The organism is Pseudomonas sp. GW821-FHT04D07, assembly GCF_059420225.1.
Window position 1 is genome coordinate 182,324 of the sequence record NZ_JBWKTH010000003.1, and the last position, 12,934, is coordinate 195,257.

The 12,934-nt window shown below is 61.1% G+C and carries 10 protein-coding genes; 4 read left to right on the plus strand and 6 right to left on the minus strand.

The genetic code is table 11. From position 1 onward, the window contains the following. Positions 1–46 precede the first annotated feature (46 nt). From AC07T0_RS06835 to AC07T0_RS06850, 4 genes are all read left to right on the plus strand, one after another. Positions 47–2,455 (plus strand): efflux RND transporter permease subunit, encoded by a 2,409-nt coding sequence (locus AC07T0_RS06835; RefSeq protein ID WP_495000433.1) that lies wholly within the window; start codon positions 47–49, stop codon positions 2,453–2,455. 211 nt (positions 2,456–2,666) lie between these two features. Further along, on the plus strand, positions 2,667–2,924 hold the full coding sequence (locus tag AC07T0_RS06840; protein ID WP_495000434.1) for a DUF1652 domain-containing protein: 258 nt from the start codon (positions 2,667–2,669) through the stop codon (positions 2,922–2,924). A 1-nt stretch (position 2,925) separates the two neighbouring features. Then, a complete protein-coding gene (locus AC07T0_RS06845) occupies positions 2,926–3,183 on the plus strand; it encodes a hypothetical protein (protein ID WP_495000435.1) in 258 nt (85 codons plus the stop codon). A 308-nt stretch (positions 3,184–3,491) separates the two neighbouring features. Next, positions 3,492–6,116 (plus strand): EAL domain-containing protein, encoded by a 2,625-nt coding sequence (locus AC07T0_RS06850; protein WP_495000436.1) that lies wholly within the window; start codon positions 3,492–3,494, stop codon positions 6,114–6,116. A 57-nt stretch (positions 6,117–6,173) separates the two neighbouring features. Here AC07T0_RS06850 and AC07T0_RS06855 read toward each other — a convergent pair whose 3' ends face one another. From AC07T0_RS06855 to AC07T0_RS06880, 6 genes are all read right to left on the minus strand, one after another. Further along, the gene (locus tag AC07T0_RS06855; RefSeq protein ID WP_495000437.1) at positions 6,174–6,941 is read right to left on the minus strand and encodes a DeoR/GlpR family DNA-binding transcription regulator; all 768 of its coding nucleotides are present in this window, start codon (positions 6,939–6,941) and stop codon (positions 6,174–6,176) included. 123 nt (positions 6,942–7,064) lie between these two features. Next, a complete protein-coding gene (locus AC07T0_RS06860; protein ID WP_495000438.1) occupies positions 7,065–8,372 on the minus strand; it encodes an MFS transporter in 1,308 nt (435 codons plus the stop codon). Between the two features lie 112 nt (positions 8,373–8,484). Next, positions 8,485–9,435 (minus strand): phosphoglycerate dehydrogenase, encoded by a 951-nt coding sequence (locus AC07T0_RS06865; RefSeq protein WP_495000439.1) that lies wholly within the window; start codon positions 9,433–9,435, stop codon positions 8,485–8,487. A 56-nt stretch (positions 9,436–9,491) separates the two neighbouring features. After that, positions 9,492–10,505, minus strand: a complete 1,014-nt coding sequence (pdxA, locus tag AC07T0_RS06870; protein ID WP_495000440.1) for a 4-hydroxythreonine-4-phosphate dehydrogenase PdxA — start codon at positions 10,503–10,505, stop codon at positions 9,492–9,494. A 15-nt stretch (positions 10,506–10,520) separates the two neighbouring features. Then, positions 10,521–11,765, minus strand: coding sequence for a four-carbon acid sugar kinase family protein (locus tag AC07T0_RS06875; protein WP_495000441.1), 1,245 nt, complete (start codon positions 11,763–11,765; stop codon positions 10,521–10,523). Continuing rightward, entirely contained in the window at positions 11,762–12,931 is a 1,170-nt protein-coding gene (locus AC07T0_RS06880) for an iron-containing alcohol dehydrogenase (RefSeq protein WP_495000442.1), read from the minus strand. The genes AC07T0_RS06875 and AC07T0_RS06880 overlap by 4 nt, the downstream gene beginning before the upstream one ends. Positions 12,932–12,934: the final 3 nt, after the last annotated feature.

Below are 12,934 nucleotides of genomic sequence, written 5' to 3' on the forward strand. Positions count from 1 at the left end.
ACGGTGTAGCGCTAGCGGGCCATGGCCCGTGCAACAGGAGTCAGACTTGAAAGACGACAAAACCCAAACCGTGATTGGCCGCCTGGAGGACTTCGACCAGGCTTCGGGGAATTTCGCCGAACGGGCGATCTTCAACCATCGACCGCTGGTGATCCTGCTGTGCCTGCTGGTGACCCTGGTGCTTGGCTGGCAGGCGACACGCATCGGCATCAACGCCAGCTATGAGAAAACCATTCCCAGCGGCCATCCCTATGTCGCCAACTTCCTGAACAATCGCAGCGAGCTGAGCGGCCTGGGCAACTCGTTGCGGATTGCCGTGGAGGTCAGGCAGGGCAGCATCTTCACCAAGGACTACCTCGACACGCTGGCCAAGCTCAACGACGAACTCTATTTGCTGCCGGGCGTGGACCGCCCGTACATGAAATCGCTATGGACCCCGACCACGCGCTGGACCGCCGTGACGGAGGAGGGCCTCGATGGCGGTACCGTGATCCCCGATGACTATGACGGTTCGGCGGCCAGTATCGAACAGGTGCGCACCAATGTCGGCCGCTCCGGTGAGGTCGGGCAGTTGGTGGCTGGCAACTTCAAGTCCAGTGTGATCTTCGTGCCCTTGCTCGAAATCAGCCCACAGACCGGCAAGGCCCTGGACTACGGCGAGTTTTCCCGGCAACTGGAAGCCCTGCGTCACAAGTACCAGACCGATGACCTGCGAATCCACATCACCGGCTTCACCAAAATCGCCGGCGACCTGATCGAGGGGTTGACCCAGGTCCTGCTGTTCTTCGTGGTGGCGGTGCTGGTAACCGTGGTGGTGCTCTATGGCTACACCCGTTGCGCGCGCAGCACCCTGCTGGTGGTGACCTGTTCGTTGGTGGCGGTGCTCTGGCAACTGGGCTTGCTGGCCATCCTCGGTTACGAGCTGGACCCCTACTCGGCGCTGGTGCCGTTTCTGGTGTTCGCCATCGGTATGAGCCATGGCGCACAGAAGATGAACGGCATCATGCAGGATGTCGGTCGCGGCACCCACCGGGTGGTCGCCGCGCGTTACACCTTCCGCCGCCTGTTCGCCGCCGGCATGACCGCGCTGCTCTGCGATGCGGTGGGGTTCGCGGTGTTGCTGCTGATCAATATCCGGGTGATCCAGGACCTGGCGATCACCGCCTGCCTCGGCGTGGCGGTGCTGATCTTCACCAACCTGATCCTGCTGCCGATCCTGCTCAGCTATGTTGGTGTCAGCCCGGCGGCAGCGCAACGTAGCCTGAGCTCGGAAGCCGCCGAGCTGCAGGCGCGCATCAAACATCCGCTGTGGCGTTTTCTCGACTTGTTCACGAAGCGGCGCTGGGCCATTGGCGCCATGCTCGGTGGCCTGTTGCTGGCGGCGGGCGGTTTTGCCGTGAGCCTGCAGCTGAAAATCGGCGATCTCGATCCCGGCGCCCCGGAGTTGCGGGTCGATTCGCGCTACAACCGTGACGCGCAGTTCATGACCGGCAACTATGCCGCCAGTTCGGATATCTTCGTGGTCATGATCAAGACTCCGGAAGATCAGTGCACGCGCTACGCCAGTCTGGCTGCGGTGGACGAACTGGCCTGGCGGCTGGAGCAACTGCCCGGCGTGGAGTCGACCACCTCGATGGCGGCGTTGAGCAAGATCGCCACGGTCGGTTACAACGAAGGTAACTTCAAATGGTATGAGCTGATCCCCAATGACGGCGCGCTGGGGGCGGTGCAGACCCGGGCTCCGCGGGAACTGTTCAACCAGGGCTGTTCGATGCTCTCGCTGTACGTGTACCTGGCCGATCACAAGGCTGATACCTTGAGTCGGGTAGTGGCGGCCAGCGAGCAGTTTATCGGCGAACACCCGGTACCGGAGGTCAAGTTCATGTTGGCCGCCGGCAGCGCCGGTATCGAAGCCGCGACCAATATCGTGGTGAAAAAATCCATGCACGAGATGTTGTTCTGGGTGTATGGCGCGGTCGGCCTGTTGTGCCTGCTGACCTTCCGCAGTTGGCGGGCTACCCTCTGTGCGATGCTGCCGCTGATGCTCACCTCGATTCTATGCGAGGCGCTGATGGTCGCGCTGGGAATGGGGGTGAAAGTGGCGACACTGCCGGTGATCGCCCTCGGCGTGGGTATCGGCATCGACTATGCGCTCTATGTCTTGAGCGTGATCCTGGCGCGGATGCGCGCCGGTGACAGCCTGGCCCAGGCTTATTACCAGGCGCTGCTGTTCACCGGCAAGGTGGTGCTGCTGACCGGTATGACCCTGGCGGTGGCGGTGTCGACCTGGGCCTTCTCGCCGATCAAGTTCCAGGCCGACATGGGCATCCTGCTGGCCTTCATGTTCCTGGTGAACATGCTCGGTGCCTTGATCCTGCTGCCGGCATTGGCCTGGCTGTTGCTGCCGAGCAAAGTCTTCGCAATCAAGCCTGAGGCGAGTCTGCTGGTGCACTGACGCACGCGCCGTTGCGGCCCGGGGCACGGGCCGCAGTCCAAGCGCCATCAGTAGCGGATCATCACCGACTTGAGCTCGGTGCAAGTTTCTGCAACGACGAAGCGACGGGTTGCGTGTGCTCAGGTCGTAAAAAGGTTCAAGTTGGTACTATATTGTATGAGTTTCTGAATAGGGCCCCTCTGGGACAACCTGTTGCTGTCGAGACTCAGCCATGATTTCTGTTCTAGAGATTCGCCGCCTCATAGAAAACAGCTGCCTGCCCCTCGTGTGCTGTTGTACTGAGGAGGGCGAGGGGTTGTTGACGCTCAGAATTTACGATCCTTACAACAGTAGATTGGAACTCATTTTGCAGGGCCTGCCTCGCGACGAGCTCAAGGGTGGCCATGGGATTTCCCGCTTCGTCGAGGCACTCAGGTCTGAGTTGAAAGTCGGCCAGGACCGCGTGGTACAGCTTCACAGGCGCCTCTGATATGTCTGCCAACCTGCACCATTCAGCGTGCCTGGTTTGCGGAGACCAGCAGGCCTATTCCTGTTCGATAGGTGTGTGGGAAGAGTATCACTGTCCCGAGTGCGGACTTTATCGGGTGGCGAAGTGCTTGCTTGAAGCGATGCAGGTTGAAAATCAGCATTTCAACGTGGTCGCCACCAGAATCTGGCTTGAGTCCTGTCGATTTTCTGATCCGCTCCCTATGATCACGCTAGAGCACGCGATCATTCAGGTGAACTGAGGACAGTACGCTGACACCTGATCGTCAAACAACGTGATGATGGCCTACGCTTCCTTGTCTGGAGGCTTTCCCTGTTTTTTTGCAAAAAAGCTCGGGCGTTTTTACAGCGTAAGCACACGAAGCCGTTAAACTGACATAGCGAGAACGGCTTGTGTCCGTTTAGCTTGTTTTCATCGCATTACCTGACACGAGGTGCTTGGGGTGAGAGAACCACACACTCGGTTGTAAGGACAGGGTCACGTTTCTGGTACCTCACGTGCTCTCAAGGGCCGTAGGACGGTGATTGCAGGCATACAGTGGTAAAAAAAATGGACTCTAGCGTCGGGTTGATCAGTGGCGAAGAAGCGGAGCCTTTTTTCGTGCAGACACTGGAGCAGGCTATTGATGCCGTGGTGGTCATTGATGATCACAACTGTGTGGTGTTCTTCAATGGGGCGGCCGAGCAACTTTGGGGATGCCGGCGAAGCGAGGTGCTTGGCCACAACGTCAATACGCTGGTTCCCCAGGCTATTTACGCCCAGCATGACGGTTTTATTGGCGCCAACCGGGAAACGGGGGTCAACAAAATTGTTGGGAGCAGTCGGGATTTACGTATTGTGCGCAAGGATGGTGAAGAGCGTTGGGGCTCGATGTCCATCTCGAAAATCACCTTGCAGGGTCGTATTCTTTACGCCGCCTTTCTCAAGGACATCACCCAGGCGCGCTTGAAGGACATCGAGCACCGCTTGCTTTCGATGTCGGTCAATGCCACCCGTTCGGCCACCTGTATCGTCGACACCGATGGGCACCTCATTTATGTCAACGACGGCTTTGTTCGATTGCTGGGCTATTCCCGTGAAGAGGTGATCGGACAGTCACCGCTTATGTTCTTTGCCCCGGATACTCGAGCCAAAGCGTATGCGCAGCAGCGGCTGGAAAGACTCCTCGCGGGTCAATCGAATGAGAGCAGCGCGCTGATCAGCAAGCGTAATGGCCAACGGCTGTGGCTGCATGTTTCCTCGACGCCGGTGTTTGCGGCTCAGGGCAAGGTCGAAAACAGCGTGATTGTGTTGACCGACATTACCCGGACCAAGCTGCATGAGGTGTTGCAGGACAAAATCATTGGCGCGCTGCTGAAAGAGGCGTCGCTGGAGAGCGTGTTGACCTTGCTGTGCCAGGAAATTGAACACATCGCCCCCGAGGTCGCGGTGTCGATCCTCAGTGTGGACAAGGAAGGCATATTGCACCCCTTGGCCAGCCCGGGCTTGCCGACGGATTACTCCAGGGCTCTCGAGGGGCTGTCAGCCGGCCCCTCCAATGGCTCCTGCGGCACGGCAGCCTACCGGGGTGAGCCGGTCATGGTGACGGACATTTTTCACGATCCGCTCTGGGCCGAATACAAGGACCTGGCACAACAGTCGGGTTTTCAGGCCTGCTGGTCGGTTCCGGTACACAACGGCGCGGGACGGGTCGCGGCGACATTTGCGCTCTACTTCAGGGAGTGTCGTGGACCTGACCCGCTCCATATGCATCTGGTGTCGGCGGGGATCCACCTGTGCCTGTTGGCGCTGGAGCGGGAAGAGGCCCGGCAGTCCATTCTCCGAATGGCCTTTTATGATGCCTTGACCGGTCTGCCCAATCGCAATTTCCTCATGGCCCAGGCCGAGCGGATCCTGCTTGAAGTCGCTGAAGAACAGAGCGAACTGGCGGTATTGTTTGTCGACCTGGATCGTTTCAAGCAGATCAACGATGCCCTGGGGCACGCCTCCGGGGATGAGCTGCTGCAAGCCATGGGGCAACGGTTGCGCAGCGTGCTAAAGGAGTCGGACATTGTCGGGCGTTTGTCTGGGGATGAGTTCGTGCTGGTGCTGCCGCGAATGAGTGCCACCCAGGTCACGTTCTTTCTTGAACGGCTGATGATGACCCTGAGTGTTCCGGCAACCGTTGCCGGGACTTCCGTGGTGTTGTCGGCCAGCATTGGCATCAGTATGTTCCCGAGGGACGGGCAGGATATGGAAAGCCTGCTGCATTGTGCCGATATCGCCATGTACCAGGCCAAGCGCGTCGAACGCGGCAGCTTCAGTTTTTTTCTCGAGGAGATGAACAAGACCGCCCAGGAGCGCTTGATGCTGGAGACGGACTTGCGTAAGGCCCTGGCCGGTGATGGACTGCATCTGGTGTATCAGCCGCAGATCGATCTACGCACCGACCGTCTGGTGGGGGCCGAAGTGCTGGCGCGCTGGGTGCATCCGACGCTCGGCCATATTGCGCCTTGTCGATTCATTCCTCTGGCCGAGGAGTGCGGGCTGATCAATGCGCTCAGCCAATGGGTGCTGCAGCAGGCTTGCGAGCAATTGGCGCGCTGGCGTCGACAAGGTTTGGGGGTTCCCTCCTTATCGATCAACCTATCGCCGATCAACTTCCACAATCGTAATCTGGCGGAGATGATTGCCCGGCAATTGCAATATTGTGGCTTACAGCCCAGCGACCTGTGCGTGGAGGTGACCGAGGGTGTCTTGTTGTCCAATAGCGCAGGCACCGAGCAAACCATCCGCGATTTGCACGCCTTGGGGGTACGCCTGGCTATTGATGACTTTGGCACCGGTTACTCCAGCTTGGGGTATTTGCGGCGCCTGCCGATCAGTGAGTTGAAACTGGACAAGAGCTTCGTCGATGACCTGGAACGCGACGCCTCCTGTCGCGCCCTGAGCGAGTCGGTTATTGGGATCGGCAAGGGGCTTGGCTTGCACGTGGTGGCCGAAGGCATTGAACACGCCGCCCAGCGCGACATCCTCATGGCCCAGGGTTATGAGGTTGGGCAAGGCTATTTGTTCTCGATCCCGCTGCCGTGCGAGGCGTTCGCGCAATGGGTCATGGCGGGTGAGACGGAGCACTATGCGGACGTGGGCGGGATGGTGATGAGTGCGATAGCGGACAACCTCAGCCGGCCATGAGTGGATCCGCCTCGTTCTGAGCTTAATGCGTCGGCGACAGCCTTGTTGTAGAAACAGTCAGTCGTTGGCTATTTCAATGCTGATCAGTTTGTTGACCCGGAACGACGCCAGCAGCGATTCATCCGCCAGCGAGTCGGTAATCAGCGTCCACGGCCCTTTCAGGGGCGACCAATGTTGCTGGAGTGCGCGCCCCAGTTTTGTCGCGTCGGCCAGCACGAAGGTCTGGGCCGCGCGCCCGATCATATTGGTTTTGAGGTAAGCCTGATCGGCACTGGCTTCGCAGAGCCCCAACTCGGCCACAACGCCATCGGCGCTGAGAAAGATCTTGTCGGCACTCAAGTGTTCCAGGGTTGCCTGCGCGGCGGCACCGAAGGTCGACATGCTGGAGGCCCGCAGTTCGCCACCGAGCAAAGTAATCTTGGCCTCCGGGAGCCGAGCCAAGGCCGGCAGTGCGAGGATATTGTTGGTGATCACATGCAGACCGCGCCGCGCCACCAATAGCTCCGCCAAGGCGCAGGTCGTGGTGCCGCCATCGAGCAACAGGGTGTCGTTGTCCCGCACATGGGCCAGCGCCGCACGGGCGATGGCGAGCTTTTCCTGGCTGTGTTGAGAGCGCCGTTCTTCGACGGAGGTCTCCGGCTCACGCAGGCCGACATGGGCGGCTCCGCCATAGGTGCGCAAGATCAGGCCTTCTTCCGCCAAGGCGGTGAGGTCCCGGCGCATCGTGGCTTCGGAGACGCCGAAATGCAGGCACAACTCCTCGACGTTCGCAGTGCCTGACAGCACGAGATTGAGAATGGCTTGGCGGCGTGTGGCAACTTTCATGGATGTCCTGGAGATCTGGCCCGAGCGCCTTTATACGGTTTTTCAACGAGGTAGTAAAAGGTCGCCCGGGGAAGTCAGCGGGTAAAACGCCCTGAGTGTTCGAGCGTTTTATCGGTCAACGGTTCAGGCGGGTTGTGTGCTCGGGGTTTGCGACTGCTCCTGGATCGGTTCGACATCACCCAGCAGAAACAGATAATTGACAATGGCCACGACAATCAATCCGGCGGAAAACAACAGGGCAGGAATGAATGAGCCCGTGGCGGCGACGATAAACCCGGTGATGATCGGACCGACCACGCCGCCCATATTCGACACGGTGTTCTGCAGGCCGGCCAGCATCGAGGTCATGCCCCGTGGCGCCACATCGCCGGGCAGGGCCCAGACTTGAGTGGCCGCGACCGTGGTGCCGGATTTGGCAATGCACAGCAGGACAATGGCCAGCCAGGACGACTCGGCGAATGCCGCGAAACCGATGCAGGAGGCCATCAACAGGCCGACCACCAGGAACGTCTTGCGAATCCGTGTCAATGACCAGCGCCCTTGGCGGTAGATACGGTCGGACAGCCAGCCGGCAAAGATTTCCACCAGCATGGCGATCAGCAACGGCAGCGCCGCAACGAAGCCCATGGAGATCAGGTCCATGCCACGTTCTTTCACCAGATAGGTAGGCAGCCAGGTGATAAAGAAGTACGAGTTGTAATTGATGAAGAAAAACCCCAGGCACATGGCCCAGACGTTGCGGTAGCGCAGCAGGTCGTACCAGCGCATGGTTGGCTTGTCGCCGGTGCCTTCCTTGCGTCGCTGGCCTTCGCGGATGTACTTCAGCTCTGCCGCGTTGACCCCGCTGTGCTGTTCGGGATCGTTTTTGTAAAAAGCAAACCAGACCAGTGCCCAGACGATGCCGATGGAACCGCTCAGGACAAACGTCATCTTCCAGCCGACCAGGGCGATCAGCCAGACGATCAAAGGCATGGCGATCGCGCCGCCGAATTTCGAGCCGCTGTCGAAGATGCCTGCGACAGTGGCGCGCTCCTTGTCCGGAAACCAGCGCGAGGCGATCCCGGCGTTACTCGGATAGGCCGCCGCTTCGCCCACGCCCAGGCCGACCCGCAGCGCGAACAAGGAATTGAAGCCGCTTGCCAGGCCGGTCATGGCGGTGGCCACCGACCACCACAACACCGCGCCGCCGAGGGTGAGTTTCTGGCCGAAACGGTCGGCCAACCAACCGGCCGGCAACTGCAGCAGGGCGTAGGACCAGAAAAACGCCGACATGATCAGGCCCATTTCCGCGGTATTCAGGGCGAACTCTTTGCTGATGATAGGGGCGGCGGCGGACAGCACGACACGGTCGATGTAATTGACCGCAATGGCGGTCCACATCAATCCGGCGATCAGCCAACGTACCGAGGAAGCCTTATTATTGTTATGCATGGTTGCAACTCCGGGTTCGGTGTTCGGGGGTGTTCGGCAAAAGCGTGATCGCGCCCACGGCAGGCCGGTTGGCCTACCTATTGAGTGGCTTGAAGTCTGGGGCGCGGGCGAGCTAGAGGCCGTTCACCACGTGTTCGGGGCGTGCATTGGCCTTCAGCACCGCGACAATGTTGCGCACGCAAGTCAGGCTCAGGATGTCCAGTGCCCCCGGCGTGTAGCCGGCGATATGCGGTGAGGCAATCACGTTTGGCAGAGCATAGAGCGGGTGACGGGTGGCCGGTTCCTCTTCGAAAACGTCCAGCGCGGCACCGCCGAGTCGACCGTTTTGCAGCGCGGTAAACAAGGCGTGTTCATCGATAATGCCGCCCCGTGCGGCATTGATCAGGTGAGCGTGCGGCTGCATCAAGGCCAGGCGTTCGGCACCGATAAGATGGTGGGTCGCGTCGTTCAGGCCGATATGCAGCGTGACGTAATCGGCCTCGGCCAACAGCGCATCCAAGGCCAGCAGACGAATACCGTTGGCCTCGGCAAAGGCCAGGTCCGGGTAGGGGTCATGGGCGATCACCTGCATCGAGAAGCCCGCTGCGCGCCGCGCGACTTCCTTGCCGATATTGCCCAGGCCGATGATGCCCAGGGTCTTGCCGTGGACATCGGCGCCGAACAAGCGCGGCCATTCGCCGGCTTTGGTCTGCTGATCGGCCAGCGCGATCTTTCGGGCCGAGGCCAGCAGCAGGGCAAAGGTGTAATCGGCCACCGCATGCTTGTTGGAGTCCGGCACATTGCAGACCCACACCTTGCGTTCACGGGCGGCGGGCAGGTCGATGTTATCCACGCCGACGCCGTGTTTGCAGACGATACGCAGCTCGGGCAGCGCATCGAGCACGCGGGCGTTGATGTTGTTGAAGGCGACGATTGCCGCCTGTGCGCCTTTGGCCTGGGCAATGAACTCGTCTTCGCCGATATCGGCCGGCAGGTTGATGCATTCGATGGCCTGCTCGCCTAGTAGTGTCAGGGGGGCTGTCGAATACTTGGCAAAAGACGGCGAGGTGCAGACGATTTTCATGGTGATGTCCTCATATTGTTTTTATAGGTTTTGCTGACTCAGGCGTTCGCGGGTAATCAGGCCGCCGTACTGCTGCGCTTGTGGGCGGCCAGCTCCACGGCCTGGCGCATCGCCTCGGTCAGGCTGCGTTCGTCGGCGATCCCCTTGCCGGCAATGTCGAAGGCGGTGCCATGGTCGACGGAGGTGCGGATCACCGGCAGGCCAACGGTGACATTCACCCCGGCTTCGAGGCCCATGACTTTTACCGGGCCATGGCCCTGGTCGTGATACATCGCGACCACCGCATCGAAATCACCGCGTCCGGCGCGGAAGAACAGGGTGTCCGCCGGCAGCGGTCCTTCCACACGCCAGCCCCGTGCATGCAGTTCGTCGATGGCGGGCTGAATCTTGGTGGCTTCCTCGCCGTAACCGAACAAGCCGTTCTCCCCGGCATGGGGGTTGATGCCACAGACCGCGATCAGTGGGTCTTCGATGCCGGCGCGCACGAGGGTCTCGCGGGCGCGCTCAATCGTGCGTTTCACCAAGCCGGGCTCGATCTTGGCGATGGCATCGATAATGCCCATATGGGTGGTGACATGAATCACCCGCAGCGTCGGCGTCATCAGCATCATCGAAACCTCTTCGATGCCGGTCAGGTGCGCCAGCATCTCGGTGTGGCCGGGGAAAATATGGCCGCCCGCATGCAACGCTTCCTTGTTCAGCGGCGCGGTGCAAATGGCGTCCAGTTCACCGGCTTCGGTCAGTTGCACCGTGCGCTCAATGTAGCGGAAGGCGGCATCGCCGGCGATAGCCGACAGCTTGCCGTAGGGCAGATCGGCGGGGATCAGCCCCAGGTCGATGCAATCGACGATGCCGTGTTGAAAGCGTGCCTGAGCCGGGCATTCAATGCTGTTCACTTGCAGGTTGCCACCGACAATGCGGTTGGCGTCGGCCAGTCGGGCGGCATCGCCGATCACCAGCGGCCGGCAGGTTTCGTATAGCGCGGCGTGGGCCAGGCATTTCATGATGATTTCCGGACCGACGCCGGTGGCATCGCCCATGGTGATGCCGATAACGGGACGCTCAGACATAGTGCTCTTCCTTTGTTAGGGGTGCGGCGTGGCGGTCAGTTGCCGCCAGGCATCGAAAAGGCTGCTCGGCTGGCCGAAGCCGCCAGCTTTGGTGACGACGGCCAGCTCACGCCCACGCCAGCGGGCGCGGGAGAAGACCACACCGGGGGCCAGGTCACCCTGAAGGTCCAGGCGCTGGATGCCGGCGGCCCCGAGCATGGCGCGGGCGGTTTCGCCGCCGGTGGCGATCAGCGCGCCCGAGCGGAGCAGGGCGGGCTGGAGCAATTGGGCCAGGGCCGTACTCAACTGCGCGGCCTGGCCGGGATCGCGTTGCTCCTGTTGCAGGCTGACCAGTACATGCCGACCCTGTTGCTGGGCCGTCTCGATTGTGGCGGCGATGGACTGCCATTCGGCCGTCGCCGGTCCCGCGCACAAGGTGGTGGGGGCAAGGCGCACGCGCAGTTGATCGCTGTGTTCAGCCAGGTAGTTGGCTTGCGCCTGGGAGTGTCGGGACATACTGCCCACCACGGTCAACACCGGTCCGTTGATCGGCGCATCCAACCGAGGTGATACAGGCGGAAATCCCAACGCCTGCGGCAGGTGTCGGGCCAGCCCGGCGGAGCCGACCCAGAACAACCGCGTATGCAGCGTCGCCGATGCCTGGGCGATATTCGCCAGGTCCGTCTCGGTTTGCGCATCACACACCAGTGCCTGTACACCGTCGGCCAGATGCCTGAGCAGGTCTGCCGGCAATCGCTCCGTGTCACGTACGGCATCGAGAGACAGCGCCGCACAGCGCAGACCTTGCGCCTTCAACCGCTCCAGCAGATTGGCCGTGCCCGCGAGGCGCTCATTGCGCCAGACATCGGTTTGATCGACGGGGACGCCATCGAGGTGTTGAACCCCGCCCACGGTGGTCCTGCCCATCAGCGGAAAGGCCGGCGCCACCAAGGCCATGCCGCGAAGGGCTTGCAACGCGGCCACTTCGCTCGCCACATTGCCGCGCAGAGTGGAGTCGATCTTTTTGTACAGCGGCAACTTGCCCACCTGCGCCATCGCCAACACATCGCGATGGGCCGCGGCGGCGGCTTGCGCACCGAGGCGTCGAGAGTCGAGGTCGAGGGCGATCACCTCCGTGTTCAGCGACGCACCGACCTCCAGCCCGACGTGGCTGAGAATCACCTGAGTGACCATGCGCCTGGCGAAATCGGCGGCGCAGTCAGCTGCCCCGGAGAGGTCATCGGCAATGATCAGCAGGCGCGGCACGAGGGGGAGGCTCATGGCAGCAGGCAGCGATAAAGCTGCTGGATATCGTCGAGGCTGAGGACTTTGGGATTGTTGGCCATCAAGCGCGTCACTTTCGACGCGGCCACCGCCATGTCGGCCAGATGCTCTTCGGCCACGCCGAATTCGCGCAGGTTCTGCGGGATGTTCAGGATCGCTGTCCACTCGCTGATCTGTTCGATCAGTTTGCCGGCGGCCGCTTCGTCGCTATCGCTTTCCAGGGCCACGCCACAGACACAGGCGGCACGCTTGAGGCGGCCGGCGCAGCTATCCAGGTTGAAGGCCATGACATGGGGCAGCAGCATCGCATTGGCGACGCCATGGGTGACATGGAACTTGCCGCCCAGCGGATAGGCCAGGGCATGCACGGCGGCGGTGCCGGCTCCGGTCAGTGCCAGGCCGCCATACATCGAACCCAGCAGCATATCGCCACGGGCCCGCACCGAGTCGGGCTGTTGATAGGCCTCGACGATGCTGCCGGCGATCAGACGCATGGACTCCAGGGCAAAGGTGTCGCTGATGGGATTGGCCTTGGTGGAAATGAACGATTCCAGCGAATGGGTAAATGCATCCATGCCGGTAGCGGCCGTGATTGCCTTGGGCAGGCTCAGGGTCAGCAAGGGGTCGAGGATCACCAGGGTCGGCAGCAGGTGACGGCTGACGACACCGATCTTCAACTCTTCGTCGGGCAGGGTGACGATGGCGTTGGGCGTGACTTCGGAGCCGGTGCCCGAGGTGGTCGGGATCAGCACCATCGGCTTGCCGGGGTTACCGACTTTATCGATCCCGAGCAGCTCCTTGAGCGGAGTGTCGTTGGTCAGCATCACGGCGAACAGCTTGGCGGCATCGAGCACGCTGCCGCCGCCCACGGCGATCAACGCGTCCGGTGCAAAGGGGGCGACCTGCTCGTGAAAGACCCGTTCGATATTTTCCAGGGTCGGCTCGATTTCGACGTTATCGATTATATGCACGGTGATGTCGCGCCTGGCGAACTGCTCTTTGATCTTCGCGGTGACACCGAGGCGGTGCATGGCTTGCTGGGTGACCAGCACCACCTGCTTGAGCGGGGTATCCAGCAGATACAGCTTGTCGCCCAACTGCTCCAGGCTACCGGGGCCGTGGATGATGTTCTTGACGGTCTGGAAGTGATAGATCGCGGACATGTC